This is a genomic window from Microbacterium sp. Z10_103 (assembly GCF_058310455.1).
Genome location: NZ_JBZEGK010000001.1, coordinates 2,115,502 through 2,133,876, shown reverse-complemented (window position 1 = coordinate 2,133,876; position 18,375 = coordinate 2,115,502). Strand labels below are relative to the sequence as shown.

15 protein-coding genes and 1 tRNA gene are annotated in these 18,375 nt (G+C 69.3%); 10 read left to right on the top strand and 6 right to left on the bottom strand.

What is annotated here, in order from left to right:
* Positions 1–51: 51 nt before the first annotated feature.
* From topA to AC4FS2_RS10330, 9 genes are all read left to right on the top strand, one after another.
* Positions 52–2,769, top strand: coding sequence for a type I DNA topoisomerase (topA, locus tag AC4FS2_RS10370; protein ID WP_491177199.1), 2,718 nt, complete (start codon positions 52–54; stop codon positions 2,767–2,769).
* Positions 2,766–3,401 (top strand): dTMP kinase, encoded by a 636-nt coding sequence (gene tmk / locus AC4FS2_RS10365; RefSeq protein WP_491177197.1) that lies wholly within the window; start codon positions 2,766–2,768, stop codon positions 3,399–3,401. Before topA ends, tmk begins: the two co-directional genes overlap by 4 nt.
* Before the next feature lie 114 nt (positions 3,402–3,515).
* On the top strand, positions 3,516–4,670 hold the full coding sequence (locus tag AC4FS2_RS10360) for a DNA polymerase III subunit delta' (protein WP_491177194.1): 1,155 nt from the start codon (positions 3,516–3,518) through the stop codon (positions 4,668–4,670).
* Positions 4,667–6,187 carry an alpha/beta hydrolase gene (locus AC4FS2_RS10355; RefSeq protein WP_491177190.1) on the top strand — a complete coding sequence of 507 codons (1,521 nt, stop codon included), beginning with the start codon at positions 4,667–4,669 and terminating at the stop codon, positions 6,185–6,187. The genes AC4FS2_RS10360 and AC4FS2_RS10355 overlap by 4 nt, the downstream gene beginning before the upstream one ends.
* A 71-nt stretch (positions 6,188–6,258) precedes the next feature.
* Positions 6,259–6,334, top strand: a tRNA-Thr gene (locus AC4FS2_RS10350).
* A 23-nt stretch (positions 6,335–6,357) separates the two neighbouring features.
* Positions 6,358–6,753, top strand: coding sequence for a hypothetical protein (locus AC4FS2_RS10345; protein WP_491177188.1), 396 nt, complete (start codon positions 6,358–6,360; stop codon positions 6,751–6,753).
* Between the two features lie 48 nt (positions 6,754–6,801).
* A complete protein-coding gene (locus AC4FS2_RS10340) occupies positions 6,802–9,096 on the top strand; it encodes an MMPL family transporter (RefSeq protein WP_491177185.1) in 2,295 nt (764 codons plus the stop codon).
* Between the two features lie 121 nt (positions 9,097–9,217).
* On the top strand, positions 9,218–9,799 hold the full coding sequence (locus AC4FS2_RS10335) for an isochorismatase family protein (RefSeq protein ID WP_491177182.1): 582 nt from the start codon (positions 9,218–9,220) through the stop codon (positions 9,797–9,799).
* A 51-nt stretch (positions 9,800–9,850) separates the two neighbouring features.
* The gene (locus AC4FS2_RS10330) at positions 9,851–11,434 is read left to right on the top strand and encodes a hypothetical protein (RefSeq protein ID WP_491177179.1); all 1,584 of its coding nucleotides are present in this window, start codon (positions 9,851–9,853) and stop codon (positions 11,432–11,434) included.
* A 5-nt stretch (positions 11,435–11,439) separates the two neighbouring features.
* Here AC4FS2_RS10330 and AC4FS2_RS10325 read toward each other — a convergent pair whose 3' ends face one another.
* Together AC4FS2_RS10325 and AC4FS2_RS10320 are read right to left on the bottom strand one after the other, a co-directional pair.
* A complete protein-coding gene (locus AC4FS2_RS10325) occupies positions 11,440–13,107 on the bottom strand; it encodes an alpha-amylase family protein (RefSeq protein ID WP_491177176.1) in 1,668 nt (555 codons plus the stop codon).
* Positions 13,104–14,069, bottom strand: coding sequence for a TIGR03885 family FMN-dependent LLM class oxidoreductase (locus AC4FS2_RS10320; RefSeq protein ID WP_491177174.1), 966 nt, complete (start codon positions 14,067–14,069; stop codon positions 13,104–13,106). The genes AC4FS2_RS10325 and AC4FS2_RS10320 overlap by 4 nt, the downstream gene beginning before the upstream one ends.
* Before the next feature lie 104 nt (positions 14,070–14,173).
* Between AC4FS2_RS10320 and AC4FS2_RS10315 the strand changes: the two genes are divergently transcribed.
* Positions 14,174–15,064, top strand: a complete 891-nt coding sequence (locus AC4FS2_RS10315; RefSeq protein ID WP_491177172.1) for a hypothetical protein — start codon at positions 14,174–14,176, stop codon at positions 15,062–15,064.
* Positions 15,065–15,087: 23 nt separating this feature from the next.
* Here the strand turns inward: AC4FS2_RS10315 and AC4FS2_RS10310 are convergent, their stop codons facing one another.
* The 4 genes from AC4FS2_RS10310 to AC4FS2_RS10295 all read right to left on the bottom strand — a co-directional run bounded on the left by AC4FS2_RS10310 (position 15,088) and on the right by AC4FS2_RS10295 (position 18,292).
* A complete protein-coding gene (locus AC4FS2_RS10310; protein WP_491177169.1) occupies positions 15,088–15,891 on the bottom strand; it encodes an MOSC domain-containing protein in 804 nt (267 codons plus the stop codon).
* Between the two features lie 88 nt (positions 15,892–15,979).
* Positions 15,980–16,801 (bottom strand): MetQ/NlpA family ABC transporter substrate-binding protein, encoded by an 822-nt coding sequence (locus tag AC4FS2_RS10305; protein ID WP_491177167.1) that lies wholly within the window; start codon positions 16,799–16,801, stop codon positions 15,980–15,982.
* A 43-nt stretch (positions 16,802–16,844) separates the two neighbouring features.
* Positions 16,845–17,516 carry a methionine ABC transporter permease gene (locus AC4FS2_RS10300; protein ID WP_491177164.1) on the bottom strand — a complete coding sequence of 224 codons (672 nt, stop codon included), beginning with the start codon at positions 17,514–17,516 and terminating at the stop codon, positions 16,845–16,847.
* On the bottom strand, positions 17,513–18,292 hold the full coding sequence (locus AC4FS2_RS10295) for a methionine ABC transporter ATP-binding protein (protein WP_491177161.1): 780 nt from the start codon (positions 18,290–18,292) through the stop codon (positions 17,513–17,515). The genes AC4FS2_RS10300 and AC4FS2_RS10295 overlap by 4 nt, the downstream gene beginning before the upstream one ends.
* Between the last annotated feature and the right edge of the window lie 83 nt (positions 18,293–18,375).

Here is an 18,375-nt window from a genome sequence, read left to right as displayed (position 1 = left end):
GCACCCAGGAAGTCGTGTGTATGGTGTGCAACGAAGAAAGGACGCCCCCACGTGCCAAAGGCAGCGCCACACGGCAAGAAGCTTGTCATCGTCGAATCCCCGACCAAGATGCGGTCGATCCAGGGTTACCTCGGCGACGACTACGAGGTGTTGAGCTCTGTCGGGCACATCCGTGATCTCGCCAGCAAGAAGGAGATCCCGGCCGACAAGAAGGAGGCGTACGGCAAGTACTCGATCGACGTCGACAACGACTTCGACCCGTACTACGTCGTCAACGATCGCAAGACGAAGACCGTTGCCGAGCTCAAGCGTGCCCTCAAGACGGCCGACGAGGTCCTGCTGGCCACTGATGGTGACCGCGAGGGTGAGGCCATCGCGTGGCACCTGCTCGAGGTGCTCAAGCCCAAGGTTCCGGTCAAGCGCATGGTGTTCCACGAGATCACCCAGGACGCCATCCGCGAAGCCGTCCAGCACACCCGCGAACTGGACACGTCGCTGGTGGACGCCCAGGAGACCCGCCGTGTGCTCGACCGCCTGTACGGCTGGGACGTCTCACCCGTGCTGTGGCGCAAGGTCGGCTCGGGCCGCGAAGGCACGGCGCTCAGCGCCGGCCGTGTGCAGTCCGCCGCCACCCGCCTGGTCGTTGACCGCGAGCGGGAGCGCATGGCCTTCGTCTCGGCCTCGTACTGGGATGTCGAAGCATCCGCGGTCAAGGGTGCCGAAGCGTTCACGACGCGTCTCGCACGCGTGGACGGGGCGCCGCTGGCGCGTGGCACCGACTTCGATGACCGCGGCGCGCTGAAGAAGGCCGTCGTCGCGCTGGACGAGACCGCTGCCCGGGAGCTCGCCGACGCGATCGCCGCCGCGGGAGCCGCCTCCGTCACGAGCGTCGAGGCGAAGCCCGGTACGCGCAGCCCCAAGCCTCCGTTCACGACGTCCACCCTTCAGCAGGAGGCCGGTCGGAAGCTCTCGATGAGCGCCAAGCACGCGATGAGCGTCGCCCAGCGGCTCTACGAAAAGGGCTACATCACCTATATGCGTACGGACTCGACCGCGCTGTCCGCGCAGGCGGTCAAAGCGGCGCGCGCGCAGGCCGTCTCCCTCTACGGTGACCGTGCCGTGCCGCCGAACCCGCGCGTGTACCGCAACAACTCCAAGAACGCGCAGGAAGCGCACGAGGCCATCCGGCCGTCGGGTGAGGTCTTCCGCACCCCGGCATCGGTGGCCGGCGGACTCGACCGCGACGAGCAGCGCATGTACGACCTCGTGTGGAAGCGCACGGTCGCCAGCCAGATGTCCGACGCGAAGTACGAGACCACGACCGTGATCCTCAGCGTCCAGGCCGGGGAACGCGTCGCCGAATTCACCGCATCCGGCACCGTCTACACCTTCAAGGGCTTCCTGGAGGCCTACGAAGAGGGCCGTGACGAGAAGCGCAGCGACGCGGACAAGGCCGATGACCAGTCGCTGCCGGCGCTCGCCGTCGGCGATGCCCTCCAGATGCGCGACGTCGAGCCGAAGGGCCACGCGACATCGCCCAAGCCCCGCTACACCGAGGCGAGCCTCGTCAAGGCGCTCGAGGAGAAGGGCATCGGTCGCCCCTCCACCTTCGCGAGCATCATCGACGTGATCCTCGACCGCGGGTACGTCACCAAGCGCGGACAGGCCCTCGTTCCGAGCTGGCTGGCCTTCAGCGTCGTGCGCCTCCTCGAGGAGCACTTCGCCGACCTCGTCGACTACGACTTCACCGCCGCGCTCGAGGACGACCTCGATGCGATCGCCCGCGGCGAGCAGAAGCGCACCGAGTGGCTGCGTTCCTTCTACTTCGGCTCCGACGAGCAGGTGGGGCTCCGCAACGTCGTGGACAACCTCGGCGAGATCGACGCGCGCGAGCTGAACTCCACGCGCATCACCGACTCGGCGACGCTCCGCTTCGGCAAGTACGGCCCGTATCTCGAGGTGCCCGACGCGACGAACCCCGAGGCGCGGCGCATCGTCAACATCCCCGAGGATCTGGCGCCCGACGAGCTCACCCCCGCAAAGGTGCAGGAGCTCATCGACGCGCCGGTCGCCGGAGATCGCGTGCTGGGGGAGAACCCTGAGAACGGCAAGCTCATCGTCGTGAAGGACGGCCGGTATGGACCGTACGTCCAGGAGGTCGACCCCGAAGACCCCGACAACGTCGACGAAGCCACCGGCGAAGTCGTCGAGGCGCCGAAGAAGGGGAAGACGAAGAAGGATGCGGCGCCCAAGCCCCGCACCGCCTCGCTGTTCCGCTCGATGTCGGTCGAGACCATCGACCTCGACACGGCCCTGAGGCTCCTCACGCTCCCGCGCATCGTGGGGGCCGATCCCGAGTCCGGTGAGGAGATCACGGCTCAGAACGGTCGCTTCGGCCCATACCTGAAGAAGGGCACGGACTCGCGGTCGCTGGACAACGAGCAGCAGATCTTCGACATCACGCTCGAGGAGGCCCTGGCCAAGTACGCCGAGCCGAAGTACGGGGCACGCAAGGCGTCGAGCGCGCTGAAGGAGTTCGACAACGACCCCACCAGCGGCAAGCCCATTCGCCTCCGCGACGGCCGGTTCGGCCCGTACGTGACCGACGGGGAGACGAACGCGACCATCCCGAAGGGCGAGAACGCGATGGACGTCACCTTCGAGCGTGCCGTCGAGCTGATCGCCGACAAGCGTGCGAAGGGACCTGCGCCCAAGCGGACGACGCGGAAGGCGACCACGACGCGGAAGGCGCCGGCCAAGAAGTCGTGAGCGAGCACGCCGCATCCGGCCTCTTCATCACGCTCGAGGGTGGTGACGGGGTCGGCAAGACCACGCAGGCTCGTCTGCTCGAGGACTGGCTGACGGGGGAGGGGCGCATGGTCGTGCGCACCCGGGAGCCCGGCGGCACCGAGGTGGGCGTCCTCATCCGCGATATCGTCCTCCACCACCGCGGTGACATCGCGCCCCGCGCCGAGGCGCTGCTGTACGCAGCGGACCGCGCCCATCATGTGTCCACCGTGGTCCGCCCCGCTCTCGAGCGGGGGGATGTGGTGCTCCAGGACCGGTATCTCGACTCTTCGGTGGCCTACCAGGGCGCCGGGCGCGTGCTCGATGGCGAAGAGATCCGCAACCTCTCCCTGTGGGCGGCCGGGGAACTCCTCCCGGATCTGACCGTTCTGCTGGACCTCGACCCCGCCGCCGCCCGCGCGCGCCTGAACGCCGCCGACAAACCGTTCGACCGGCTCGAAGCCGAGCGTGAAGAGTTCCACGTCCGCGTACGCGAGGCCTTCCTCGGCCTCGCCCGCGCCGAACCCGAGCGCTTCCTCGTGCTGGACGCGGCCCGCCCGCCCGGCGAGATCGCGGCGGCCATCCGAGAGCGCGTCGGTTCCCTCCTGCCGTGACGCCGGACGTGCACGGTCCCGCCCCCACGACGGGGAAAGGCGGGCGGTTGCACCCCGGCGATCCCCACTCCGGGGGCGACGGCAGGGTCTGTGGCCGCGGATAGGCTGGAGCGCATGCCCGCCCTCTCCACCGTCGCCGTCCCGTGGGACGCCGTGTGGGGCCAGGATGAGGCGGTCCAGGCGCTTCGCGCCGCGGCCGAAGATCCCGCGCAGATGACCCACGCGTGGCTGCTCGTCGGCCCGCCGGGCTCGGGACGCTCGACCCTTGCCCGCGCCTTCGCGGCCGCTCTCATCGCCGAGCCCGGGGACGCTGCCGCCGTGCAGCAGGTGCTGGCGGGCACCCACCCCGACCTCACTGCGCTCCGCACCGAGCAGGTGGTCATCCGCATCGACGAGGCTCGTCGCCTGGTGGAGCGGGCGTACTTCGCCCCTTCGCTCGGGCGTCATCGTGTGATCGTGGTCGAAGACGCCGACCGGATGACCGAGCGCACCTCGAACGTGCTGCTCAAGGCGCTGGAAGAACCGCCCGAGCGCACCGTGTGGGTGCTCTGCGCGCCCAGCGACGCCGACCTGCTTCCCACGATCCGCTCGCGCGTGCGGGTGCTGCGTCTGCGGGAACCGGAGGTCGCCGACGTCGCGGCGCTCATCGCCCAGCGGACGGGAGTGCCGCTCGATGTCGCCGAGCAGTCGGCCCGGCACGCCCAGCGGCACATCGGGATGGCGCAGCGTCTGGCCACGGATGCGGACGCGCGGGCTCGGCGGGCGGAGACCGTCGAAGCGGTCCTCCGGGTGCGAGGCGTCGGTGACGCGGTCGACGTTGCCGGGCACGTGGTGCGCGTCGCCACCGAGGATGCGAAGGCTCTCTCCGCACAGCGCGACGAGGAGGAGCGCGCGGCTCTGCTGCGCACGATGGGCGTCGCGCCGGGAGCGCCCGTGCCCGCGGCGGTCCGCAGCCAGCTGACGGGGCTCGAAGACGACCAGAAGCGACGTGCCACACGCAGCCTTCGCGATGGCATCGACCGCGTGCTCACCGACCTGCAGTCGCTGTATCGCGACGTGGTGGTGATGCAGTTCGGCCGCGACGGCGATCTCATCAACCGGGAGTACGAGGCCGAGCTGCGCGCCATCGCCGCGGACTGGACCCCCGAGCGGACGCTCGGAGTCCTCGACCGCATCGCCGAGACCCGCCGCAACCTGCCACAGAACGTCGCCCCGCTTCTCGCGCTGGAGAGCATGCTGATCACGGTCGCCACGGGGACCACCCCGTGACGCGCGTCCGGCGGGCGATCGCCCTCACGGTGGCGGTCGCGCTCGCCGCCGTGTTGTCCGGCTGCTTCCTCGCTCCCACCCCCATCCCCACCCGGTCACCGGACACCAGCGGTGTGGCAGCCGAACTCGTGCCGTACTACGGCCAAGAGCTCGACTGGAACCGTTGCGAGGGCGACCGCTTCGACTGCACGACCGTGCGAGCGCCCCGCGACTGGGCAGACCCCGCCGCCGGCGACCTGGAGCTCGCCGTCATCCGTCAGCGCGCCACCGGCGGTGACCCCCTCGGGTCGCTCCTCACCAACCCGGGCGGACCAGGCGTCAGCGGGTACGACTACGTGCGCAGCGCGGCATCCGCGCTGGCCACCCCGGAGGTCGCCGCCGCGTACGACCTCGTCGGCTTCGACCCCCGCGGGGTTGCCCGATCCACACCCGTGACGTGCCTCGATGACGCCGAGATGGATGACTTCCTCTACGGCATCCCCGCGGGCAGGCGCGGCACGCCGGAGTGGGACGAAAGCCTGGGGGAGAAGGCCGAGGCCTTTGCCGACGCGTGCGAGGAGAACAGCGACGGGATCCTGCCGTACATCTCCACGGCGAACGCGGCGCGCGACCTGGACCTGCTGCGCGCCGTGCTCGGAGACGCCGCGCTGAACTACCTCGGTTACTCGTGGGGAACGGCGCTCGGCGCCGCCTACGCTGAGTTCTTCCCCGACCGCGTCGGACGCATGGTCCTCGACGGCGCGGTGGATCCGTCCCTTCCCGGGTCGATCATCGGAGCCGAGCAGGCCGTCGGCTTCGAAGAGAGCCTGCGCGCCTTCTTCGCCGACTGCGCGCGGCAGGACGACTGCCCCTACGGCGGCACCGTCGATGACATGCTCGCCGACCTCGGTGCCCTCCTCGCCCGCGTGGACCGCTCGCCCGTGCCCGGCGCCGACGGCCGGCAGCTCGGCGCCGATACGCTGCTGACCGGGATCATCCAGAGCCTGTACACGCCCGGCAGCTGGGCCTGGCTGCGTCTCAGCCTGAGCGAGCTCGAAGACGGCGACCCCACCTCGATCTTCACGGCCGCCGACGCGTACAACGGCCGGGCCGACGGAGCCTACCCCGACAACCTCACCGACGCGTTCACCGCGTACAACTGCATGGACTACCCGGTGGAGACGGCCGAGTCGGAGCAGGCCGCCGAAGACCTGGTCCGCAGCCAGGCGCCCACGACAGCGGACTACTGGTTCGGCGCGGATGTCTGCGAGTTCTGGCCGGCGGAGCCCACGGGAACACGCGAGCCCGTCACCGCGGCCGGGGCGGCTCCGATTCTCGTCATCGGTACGACAGGTGACCCGGCGACCCCCTACGCGTGGGCGGTGTCTCTCGCGGGGCAGCTGGCCTCCGGCATCCTCGTCACTCGCGTGGGCGAGGGCCACACGGGGTACACCGAGGGCAACAGCTGCGTGGACGAGATCGTGGACACCTATCTGCTGGACGGCGTTGCGCCCACCGGCGACGTCCGCTGCGAGTGATCGGGTGCGTGTTCGCGGCACCGGCAGCAAGCAGGTAGGATCGATGATCGTGCAACGCGCGAGCGAAGCGCGCCACCTTAGCTCAGTCGGCAGAGCGATTCACTCGTAATGAATAGGTCAAGGGTTCGATTCCCTTAGGTGGCTCCACTACCCCCGACCGGAGTGGGCCCATGACGAACCCGATCGAGGCGATCGTCGAGATCCTCAGTTGGGTGTGCCTGGGTGCGGGGGTCCTCGTCGCCGGTGCGGCGTTCATCGCCTACCTCGTGGACGGCACGTGGGTGCCCGTCCGGGGGTTCGTCGAACACGAGCCCGACGGCCTCGTCGTCCGATGGATCGGCGACGATGACGCGGTGAATGAGGCGCCGCTGTCTGAGGCGGTGTGGCACGAGCTCGGCGGGAAGGACACCGTCGAGATGTTCGCCCGGCAAGGCCTCCGCAATCGGATGCGCGCGACGCGGCGGTCGGGTGCGGTGCGGGGGCTCGCGCTCCTGGCGACGATCCTGCTCGGCGTCGGAGCACTGTTGCTGATCGTCTCGGGCATCCTGCTCTTCGTCCCCGAGTGACCGAGCGGCCGGATGGCGCCGAACAAGGTAGCTAGATAAGCTAGCGATATGTCTGCGTCGCACCGCACCTCCTCACGCCCGGCTCGCTGGCTCCGCATCCTCCTTCCCAGCGTGCTCGTGCTGGTGTGGCTGGTGGGCGGATCGATCGGCGGACCGTACTTCGGCAAGGTCAGCGAGGTGGCCACGAACGATCAGTCGAGCTTCCTCCCCGAATCGGCGGATGCGACGCAGGTCAGCGAGCGGCTTCCCGACTTCCTGGGCGAGGGCACCATCCCGGCCGTGGTCGTCGTGGAAGGCGAGGGCGAACTCACCGCGGACCAACTCGCCGACATCCAGACCCTGGCCGACGACCTCGCGACCGTGGAGGGTGTCCAGGATGGGATCTCCCCGCCTCTCCCGAGTGAGGACGGACAGGCGGTGCAGATCTTCGTGCCGCTGGACAGCTCGGGGGAGGTGAGCGACGCCGTCTCCGAGCTCCGCGACGTGGTCTCCGGCGACCTGCCCGAGGGAGTGGAGGCGTGGGTCACCGGCCCCGCCGGGTTCACCGCCGACCTCACGAACGGCTTCCTGGGGATCGACGGGCTGCTGCTTCTCGTCGCGCTCGGGGCCGTGTTCGTGATCCTGATCATCGTCTACCGCTCGCCGCTGCTCCCGATCCTCGTGCTGTTGACGTCGCTGTTCGCGCTCTGCGTCGCGCTGCTCACGGTGTGGTGGCTCGCCAAGGCAGAGGTGTTCGTCCTCAACGGGCAGGTGCAGGGCATCCTGTTCATCCTGGTGATCGGCGCCGCCACCGACTACGCCCTGTTGTACGTCGCCCGGTTCCGGGAGGCGGTCGCGACCGGTCTGCCCCGGTGGGACGCCATGGTGCGGGCGTGGCGGGGCGCGTTCGAGCCGATCCTCGCTTCGGGTGGCACGGTCATCGCCGGCCTCCTCTGCCTGCTCCTCTCCGACTTGGCCAGCAACCGGGCCCTGGGACCCATCGCCTCGATCGGCATCGTCTTCTCGATGCTGTCGGCGCTGACGTTCCTGCCGGCGCTGCTCGCGCTTGTGGGTCGCGCAGCCTTCTGGCCGTTCATCCCGAAGAAGCCCGACGCCGAGGTCTCCGACGATCTCTCGCAACCGGTGCGCGGCGTGTGGGCGCGGCTGGCCCGTTTCGTCAGCCGGCATGCCCGGCCGGTGTGGATCATCAGCACCCTCGTCCTCCTCGTCGGATGCGTGGGAGTCACTCAGCTGAAGGCGGAGGGCGTGCCGACGAGCGAATTCGTCCTCGGCGCCTCCGAGTCGCGCGACGGCCAGGCACAGCTGGCCGAACACTTCCCGGCCGGCTCCGGCAGCCCCACGTACGTTCTCGTGGGCGAGGATGACGCCGCCGACGCGCTCGCGATCATCGAAGACACCGACGGCGTGGACAGCGCCTCGGTGGTCGTGGAGGACTCCGCCACCGGCCAGGCGCCGGTCGCGCTCGAGAGCGGCGAGCTCGTGGTCACCGCCTTCGGTCCGCCCGGAACGCCCGCCCCGACCCCGACCGTTTCCGACGGCGACCTGCTGTTCGCGGTCACCCTGGCGGACGCGGCCGACTCCGACGACGCCGAAACCACCGTCCGCGACCTCCGTGCGAGCCTCGACAGCGAGTTCGGGGAGGGAGCAGTCCTCGTTGGCGGGGAGACGGCCATCGACGTCGACACCAACGACACCTCGATCCGTGACCGCACCGTCATCATCCCGGTCATCCTCGTCGTGGTGCTGATCATCCTCATGCTGCTCCTGCGGGCGATCCTCGCGCCGGTGCTGCTGATCCTGAGCACCGTGCTGTCGTTCGGAACCGCCCTGGGCGTGAGTGCGCTGGTTTTCAACCACGTCTTCCACTTCCCGGGGGCCGACCCTGCCGTGCCGCTGTACGGGTTCGTGTTCCTCGTCGCGCTGGGCATCGACTACAACATCTTCCTGATGTCCCGCGTGCGGGAGGAGTCTCTGCAGCACGGGACGCGCTCGGGCATCAGGCGCGGCCTGATCTCTACGGGCGGCGTCATCACCTCGGCCGGTCTCGTCCTGGCCGCCACGTTCGCCGCCCTGGGGGTCATCCCCATCCTGTTCCTCGCTCAGATCGCGTTCATCGTGGCGTTCGGAGTGTTGCTGGACACCTTCGTGGTCCGCTCCCTCCTCGTACCGGCGCTCGGCATCGACATCGGGCGCGCAATCTGGTGGCCGTCGAAGAAGCTCTGGCGTGAGGGCCCAGAGACCCGCCAGGCTGCCGCGACTGCTCCGGCCACCCCTCTCCCCGGACCTAACTCAGGCTCCATTCCCGCACAGGCCCCGACACGCCGCTCGCTGCGGCGCCGGTGACGCGCTCGGCCTGAGTACGGTCCGGGGCGGCGCGGCGCCCCGCACCGCACCGCACCGCCCGCGCCGCGCCCGGCGCCGCAGGCCGGCGCCGGGGACCGCCCAGGCGTCGTACGCTCGAATCATGAGTAAGGCGCTGTTCATCGTCGACGTCCAGAACGACTTCACCGAGCGCGGTGCGCTGGGAGTGGAGGGTGGGGATGCGGTGGCCGAACGCATCTCACGATTCCTCGAGGGGCACGCCGACGACTATGCGATCGTCGTGGCCTCGCGAGACTGGCACGACGGCGACAACGACAACGGCGGGCACTTCTCCGACACCCCTGACTTCATCGACACGTGGCCGGTGCACTGCGTCGCCGGGACATACGGGGCCGATTACGACGAGGTCTTCGACACCTCGCGGGTGACCCACCACCTGAAGAAGGGGCAGGGCAGACCGGCCTACTCGCTGTTCGAGGGTGTGTCGGATGACGGCGCCACGGCGACGCAGCTGCTCGATGAGCACGGCATCCGCGATATCGATCTTGTGGGGATCGCGACGGACTACTGCGTCCGCGCGTCGACCCTGGATGCGCTCGCAGCCGGGCGACGGGTCCGCGTGTTCACCGACCTCGTCGCCGGCGTGCATCCCGACTCCAGCGCGGCCGCGCTCGCCGAGGTCTCCGCGGGGGGAGCGGAGCTGACGGAGTCCGCGAAAGCGTGAGCCGCTGAGTCACCCCGACTCGTCTCCCGCCGGCGATAGCGTGCATCGACGATGGGCGAGCGGATGACGGCGGAGCAGCAGGGAGCGACACCCTCCGCCCGCCGGCGCCCCCTTCCCGACGTCGCCGTCGAGTTGGGGGGATGGGCCGCCGCTCTGGTCCTCAGCCTCATCGTGGTGGCGGTGGTCGCCTCGGTCAGCGACGAACTCCTCTTCACCGACGGCGATTCGGTGATCGTCCCGCTGATCGTGCGGTCGATCGCCCTCGGGCAACCCCAGGACTGGGCGATGTCGCCCGTCCTCTTCCTGCCCGAGACGCTGGGGTACGGAATGCTCTCGCTGCTCGGGTGGGGGATGGGCGCGACGCTCGTTCTCAACGCGGTCGTGAACATCCTTGCGCTCTACGGGGTGCTGCGCCTGGTGGCCGGCCGCCGTCGCCCCGGGTCGACGCCTGTCGCCGGCGCGCTCGCCGCGCTCGCGGTCTTCGCGGTGCTGGCGCTGCTCGAAGGCGCCGCAACCCGGGATGGCGCGCAGTTCGCCACGATGCTGGCGACGACGTCGTACTACTCGGCAACGGTGATCGCGACGCTCGCCGTCATCGGCGTCGTGCGGCGCGCTCTCGATCGCGGGTCGCCCCGGCCGTGGGTGCCGGCCGCGGTGCTGGCGAGCGTGGCGGCTGTGTCGGTGCTGACGAATCCGCTGTTCGCGGCATGGGCGTCCGTGCCGGTCGTGGGGATGCTGGGGATCCTGGCTCTCGCGCGACGCCTACCCGCCGCATCCGCTGCGTACCTCGGCGGTGGGCTCGTGGTCGGCAGCGTTCTCGGGTACGTGCTGCGCGGCCTGTTCTCGGCCTCGATCGTCGCCGACAGCGGCAACTACTTTCGTCCGGACCGCTGGCTCTTCTCGGTGGAGCGTTACGGGGGTCTCGTCGGCGGCATCGCCGCGGCTCCGAACGGCATCGCGTGGCTGCTGGCGATCCTCGCCATGTGGGTCGGCGCGCTGCTGCTGTTGCGGTCGGCGTGGCGCTCGCGGGATGCGGCGCTCGCGGCGGTGGCCGGAATCGGGGCTGTCTGGCCTCCGCTTCTCACCGTCGGTGCGATCCTCCTCGGCACCGACGCGGTGCGGTACCTCCAGCCGTGGATGTACCTGCCGCTCGCGGCCGTCGCCGCCGGCGCTGCCTCCCCGGTGTGGCGCCCCCGCATCTCGCCGAGAGCGCGCCATGCGGTCGCGGCCACCGGTGCGGTCGTGGCGGTGGTCGCGGGCGTTGTGGCGATCCCGGGGGTCACCGCCGCCGCATCCCGCACCGATGCCGACCTCGCGTGCGTCGTCGAGTGGGTCGAGGATTCCGGACGCACCGGGGCGGGCCAGTTCTGGGCGGTGCGCGCGCCGAAGGCGAATCTCGGCAACCCGGCCCGGCTCATCCAGGTGGATCACACGTTGCGCGTCTACACCTGGCTCACCAACCGCACCGATGCCGCGGCCGCGGAGGTCACCTTCCTCGTGCAGGACGCGAGCACCTACCCGTTCGACCTGCCGGACGGGTTCTCGATCGACCAGGCGCAGGCGATCGGATGCGGTCGCTACACGATCCTCGATTTCGGGAACCGCGTGCTGCCGCTGGGTCCGTCGCGGAACTGAAGGCCTCAGGTCACCCGGCCATCACCGGGCCGCGAGACCCGCAGCCAGCGATATCCGTACGCTGCGATCTCCAGTTCCACCTCGCCGCGCGCGCCGAGCGGGAGGCGGTCGGAGTCGAAGAGGTCGACGAGGGTCGTGCCCTCCGGCTCATCCGCCAGAGCGAACGCCACCATCGCCGGCGTGTCGGCGAAGTTGTGCACCGCGACCATCCGTCCGACGTCGGCGCGCAGCGAGTGGACCAGAACACCCGGCGCGTCGTGCTCCATCAGCTCGAACATGCCCCAACCCAGCTCGGGCGAGATGCGGTAGCGGGAGGTCAGATCACGGAAGAAGTGCAGCAGCGATGCGCGATCCTCGATCTGGTCGGCGACATTGATATGCGCCGGGGCGTATCCGTCTCCGGGCGGGGCCGCCACGATCCGCGCAGGGGCGGCGGGGGAGAACCCGCCGTTGCCGTCGGACGACCACTGCATCGGTGTGCGCACAGCGTGGCGCTTGTCGAGTTCGGCGTTCTCACCCATGCCGATCTCCTCGCCGTAGAAGATCACCGGCGTCCCGGGGAGGGTGAAGAGAAGGCTGTAGGCCATGCGGATGCGGCGGGGATCGCCGCCGACCATCGTCGGCAGGCGTTTGGTGATCCCGCGCCCGTAGACGCGCTGGCGTTCGTCGGGGGCGAGAGCGTCGAACACCTCCTGACGTTGATCGTCGCTGAGCTGGTCCAGGGTGAGCTCGTCGTGGTTGCGGAGGAAGTTCGCCCACTGGGCTTCCACGGGCAGCGCCGGCCGCGACGAGAGCGCTTTCGCCAGGGGGGCGGGGTCCCCCCGGACGAGCGACAGGTAGAAGGCCTGCATTCCGGTGAAGTCGAACTGCATCGTCAGTTCTTGGCCGTCGTTGCCCAAGCCGAAGTACGCCACCTGCTGTTCGTACGGCAGGTTCACTTCGCCCAGGAGCACCGCTTCACTCGAGCGTCGCTGCAGGAACCGGCGGATGTCGCGGAGCATGTCATGCGGATCACCCATCTCCTCGCCCTCGGGAACTTCGAGGAAGAACGGCACGGCGTCGACCCGGAACCCGGTGATCCCCAGCTGCAGCCAGAATCCGATCGTCTTGGCGATCTCGTCCCGGACGGCGGGATTCGCGATGTTCAGATCCGGCTGGTGGGGGTAGAAGCTGTGCAGGTACCACTCGCCCGACTTCTCGTCCTTCGTCCACAGTCCGCCGGCTTCGCCCGGGAACACCGGATTCGTCTGCCCTTTCGGCGGGGCATCGCTGCGCCACACGTAATAGTCCCGGTACGGGGACGACGTGCTGCGCTTGGCTGCCTGGAACCACGCATGACGGTCGGAGGTGTGGTTGACGACGAGATCGACGATCACCCTCATGCCGCGGTCACGGGCGGTGCGGATGACCTCGACGAGGTCACCGTGTGTGCCCAGGCGCGAGTCCACGCCGTAGAAGTCGGTGACGTCGTATCCGTCGTCGCGGTCGGGTGTCGGGTAGAAGGGCATGAGCCAGAGGCACGTGACCCCGAGCTGGGCGAGGTAGTCGATGCGGGAGGCCAGCCCCTGCAGGTCACCGATGCCGTCGCCATCGGAGTCCAGGAACGTCTCCACGTCGAGGCAGTAGATGATCGCCGACTTCCACCACAGGTCGCTGGTGTCCGTGATCCTCACAGCAGCTCCCGCAGGCGGGGGAGGAGCCGCGTCTCCGCCGCGTGCAGGAAGGCGGATTGATCCTTCCCGACGTGGTGAAGGTAAACGCGGTCGAACCCGATGCGGGCGTGCTCGGCGATCCGGCCGGCGAGTTCGTCGAGGTCGGCCGAGATGAACACCGCCTCACGCAGCGCGTCCTCGTCCGGATCGCCGGCGGCGGCGTCGAACTGTTCGGGCTGCTCGATGTTCCAGGTCGCCGGCGGCGACACCACGCCGTTGCTCCACTGGTCCCGCGCGATCGCGAGGGCTTCCGCATCCGTCTCCGCGAAACTGAGATGCACCTGGAGGATGCGGGGGCCCCTGCCGCCGGCCGAGCCATACGCCGATACGACCTCGCGCAGCGCGTCGGGCGCCTGCAAGACCGTGGCGAGGCCGTCGGCCCAGGATGCGGCCCACCCCGCCGTCTCCGGGCTCACCGCAGTGGCGAAGAGGGGTGGTGGAACCTCCGGAAGGGTCCACAGCCGCGCCTCGTGGACGCGGACGAGTCCGTCGTGGTCGACCATCTCGCCGTTCAAGAGCCGCCGGATCACCGACACGCTCTCCGCGAGTCGCTCGTTGCGCTCGTGTTTGGGTGGCCACGGCTGCCCCGTGACGTGCTCGTTCATCGCCTCGCCGCTGCCGAGCGCCGCCCAGAAACGGCCCGGGAACATCTCCTCCAGCGTCGCGTAGGCCTGCGCGACCACCACCGGGTGGTAACGCTGGCCGGGGGCGTTGACGAACCCGATCGAGAAGCGGGTGCGTGCGAGCGCCGCACCCAGCCAGCTCAGGGCGAAGCCCGACTCGCCCTGCCGCACGCCCCACGGCGCGATGTGATCCGAGCACATGGCGCCGTCGAATCCGGCCGCTTCGGCGGCGATGACGTCTTCGAGCAGTCGACTGGGGGGAATCTGTTCATGCGAGGCGTGGAATCCGATGAAGACCATGATTCGAGTCTGGCGGGACGGTCGGCCCGAAGGGAACGCGTTGCCCCGCGCGCTTGTGTGCGATATCGGGCATATTGGGCTGGTCCCCTGTGATACTGAGTCCCATGAGACCACCCCACCTGATCGCCGCAGGGATGATCATCATCGCCGCGCTGGCAACGCCGACATCCGCGATGGCCACCACCGCCCCGCTGCCGGTTGACTTCCTCACTGAGGGCGAGGTGGAGTTGCACACCGCCACCGAGAGCGACGAGGACTTCGATCCCGGCACGGTGTATTGGGAGGTGCAGCTCCAGTGGAGCGACGGGACCTATCCGTATGTCGCCACGTGGGAGCGTTCTGAGGGTTCGTGGGCGTCGGAGGACGAGGCGAAAGCGCATTTCGCCGACGCCGGCATAATCGACGCGATCACCGCGAGTCGTCAGTGCGAGAGATCCCGCATTCAGGAGATCGCCGCGGGAACGTCCTCATACAACGAGTTCCATGCACTGTCGGGCGACCCCGGCGAGGAATGGACAATCGCCCCTGACACCTGGGAGGAGATCGACGAGGCGTGCGCCTACCAGCTTCAGGAAGAGTGGGAATGGGCGTGGGAGCACACCCCGTCGGTGCACGACGAGGAGGGGACCGGGATCGTGACCGTACGGATCCCGATCGATGTGCTCGGGCCTGGCGAGCACGAGTTGTTCGCCACGCCCTACGGGTTCGTCTACGAGCCCTCCTCTGAGCTCGATGAACTCTGCCGCGTGCACACGTGGCCAAACGGCTACTGGGTGAGTCGGGCGTGCCGGTTTGAGTGGCTGGGGTCGGCGACGACCACGGTGATCGTGCCCGAGCCGCCGAGCGCTGCCCCGACGGACGCTCCGGCGGACGCGCAGGAGTCGTCGGCCGGGCTGTCTGCGACGCCCCTGCTGGTGGGCGCAGGAGTCGGTCTCGTGGTTGTGGTCGGCGTGGTCGTCCTCATCGTCCTGATGCGGCGTCGCACCCGGTCTTAGGCCGCGAAACCGGGGCTGCCGGCTCACCGCGTGCTGTCGAGGGTGATCGCATCACCGACGCGGACAGTGCCGCCGCCTTCGAGGGGGAGCAGCAGGATCCCGAGGGTCGGCTCCGCCTGGTCGAACTGCGTTGTGAGGATGCGGAGGAGGCGAGCGTCGCGCTCGCCGGTGTCGGGGTTGGCCATGATGGCCGCGCAGCGTCCGATGGGTCGCTGCACCTCGAACCGCACCTCGCCGATGCGCACATGCCCGGCCCAGCCGAGCTCCTCCCACGGGGCCGTCCCATCGATCACGATGTTGGAGCGGAACCGGCGGTCATCGATGGGGGCGGGCACCGCCGCATCCACCGCCGCCACGGACGCCGTGCCATGCAGCGACACGAAGCCGCGGGGACGGTCCTGGAACCGCGAGGTCATCCCGTCGCCGACCAGCCGAAGGGGCAGGATGCTGTCGCCTGTCAGCCGCGCTCCGTCCGGAGTCCCGGCGAGGAGTGACGTGACGGCGTCCTCGAGCTCCCGCCGCCCCTCGGGCGTGAGGTCGGCTTCGGCGAGGACGCGGTCGCCGACCGAGATGCGCACGCGACGAGCGTCGTCGTCGTAGTGCAGCCGGAGGAGCGCGAGGGAGGGGAACTCCATCAACGAGAGGCCGCGGTTTTTCGGCCAGTAGTCCAGACCGTCGCGCTGCTCGGGCTCGAAGGCGTCCGCGAAGCGGAAGGCGAGCACGCGGTCACCGGCCACCCGCCCGTCCGCTTGCACCGAGAGGTCATTCCGCGGCTCCGGGGTGAAACCCTTCACCGGGTATCGGTAGAGTGCGGCGACGGAAGGCACGCCCCATCCTTTCACCGCGTGCGACGGGCGACGCGGCTGCGCCGAGTCGGGGAGCCCGGCGGGCGCGCGCCCCGCCGGGCTCCCTTCCTCAGAACGCGACCTCGATCGTCTCGTTCGACTCGATCACGTCGCGGACCGCATCGCTCGTGAACGCCTTCATCAGCGCGGCGGTCGCTTCGGAATCGGCATCTTCTTCGCGGACCACGAGGTGGAGCGCGAAGGTGTCGTCGAGCTCGGTGATGAGCCCGTCGTCCTGCGGGGTGAGCCCGAGGGCGGCGATGTGTGACGGCCACTGGAAGACGAGGTCGGCTTCGTCGTAGGCCGCGTTGAGCGAGCTGATCGGCACCTGCAGGAACTCGACCTCCTTCGGGTTCTCGACGACGTCCTCCACGGTCGCCTCGTACGGATCCACCGCGGGGTCGAGCGTGACGATGCCCTCGGCGGCCAAGAGTTTGAGGGCGCGTCCCGTGTTGGAGGGGTCATCCGGGATCGCCACCGTGGCTCCGGACGGCAGGTCGGCGATGTCGGCGAGCGTCTTGGAGTAGAACGCGATGACGAAGTTGTAGACCGGCTGCACCCCCACAAGCGACCCGTCGTTGCCGGCGTTGAACGACTCCATGTAGGGCACATGCTGCGAGAAGTTCGCGTCCACGTCGCCGTCGTTCAGGATCGTGTTGGCCGTGATGTAGTCGGCGACCTCGACGAGCTCGATTTCGTAGCCATCCTCGATGGCCTCCGCTGCCGCCTCCACGACATCCGTCATCGGCGAGGTGACCGCGGCGACCTGGATCGTCACCGGAGCGCTCTCGTCGCCCGCGCCCGCGCCCTCGTCTGCACCGCCGGCGCAGCCGGCGAGCACCAGCACTGTCCCCAGTGCCGCTGCGACGATGCTGATTCGAGACGATCTCATGTGTTCCTTCTTTCCTGTGGTGGCCGGGGACGCGAGCCGGGGATCAACGGTGATCCAGCCGCACAGAGGTGCGCTGGCCGATCGCCTGGATGGCGAGGACGCACGCGATGATGATGACGATGGTGATGTACATGAGGGCGTCGTTGTACTCCTGATAGCCGTAGCGCATCGCGAAGTCGCCGATGCCGCCGCCGCCGACCACACCGAGGACGGTGGAGTACGACAACAGGCTGATCGCGGCTGACGTCAGGGCGTAGACGAGCCCTGATCGCGCCTCGGGCAGCAGGACCCGGAACACCGCCCGCGGCAGCGTCGCACCCATGGCCAGGGCGACGCGGGAGACGCCGGGCGGGATCTCGCGGAGGATCTGCTCGACCAGGCGCGCATAGATGGCCACGGCCACGAAGCACAGCGGCAGCGTCGCCGCCTGCGTGCCGAAGCTCGTGCCGACCACGAGTCGTGTGAAGGGAATCAGGAAGACGACCAGGAGGAGGAACGGGAAGGAGCGGACGATGTTGATGTACATGTTCGCCGCCGACCAGATCGGCCGGTTCTCCGCGATGCCGCCGCGCCGGGTGAGGAAGACGACCATCCCCAGCGGCAGCCCGATGAGGACGGCCGCGAGGAGCGAGACCACCAGCATGTAACCGGTCTCGCCGAGCGCCTCCAGGATCTCGTCGCCGTACTCGGAGAGAAGTTCGCTGACCCCGTTCACGGCATCAGCTCGCGTTTGACCTGCTCGTGATAAGTCGGCAGAGTGCGGTAGGCGGTCTTGGCAACCTGGAACAGCTCGATCAGTCGCCCCTGTTCCAGCAGCGCCGCCCGGTCGCAGATCGCCTTGACGACATCGAGATCGTGCGTGATGACGACCACGGTGGTGCCGAGCTTGTCGCGGGCATCCGACAGCACCCGCAGGACGTCGGACGTCGTCGATGCATCCAATGAGGACGTGGGCTCGTCGCAGAGGAGGAGCGCGGGGCGGGCTACGAGCGCCCGGGCGAGTCCCACGCGCTGCTGTTCGCCGCCGCTGAGCTGCGCCGGGAAGTGGTCGGCCCGGTGCGACAGCCCGACGAACGCGAGGATCTCGTCGACGGCCTGGTTCTCCTCGGCGCGGGTGAGAACGGGGCCGCCCTGCCCCCGGGCGAGCTGCAGCGGCAGCGTGACATTGGACCGCACCGTGCGGTTGCTCAGCAGGTGGACACCCTGGAACAGCACCCCGATGCCCTGCCGGAGCTGGCGCAGCCCGCGGCGGTGGAGCGCCGTGACGTCGACGCCCTGCACCGTGAGGGATCCGGAGGTCGGGGTGACGAGCCCGTTGATGAGCTCCAGGAGGGTGGTCTTGCCGGCGCCGCTCTCCCCGATGACCCCGAAGATCTCTCCTTGGCGGATGCTGAGCGTGATTCCATCCAGCGCGGGGCGGGCGTCGGAGCTCGCGTCGTGGCGCTTGGTGATGTCCTGGAACTCCACGATCGCGCTGGGGGGAGAGACCATCGCGTCGCGTCGTCCTTTCATGCCCGGCAGCCACCCGGTTCGGAGTTTCTGTATCGGATCCAATTATAGTTGTCTTGTGAGTG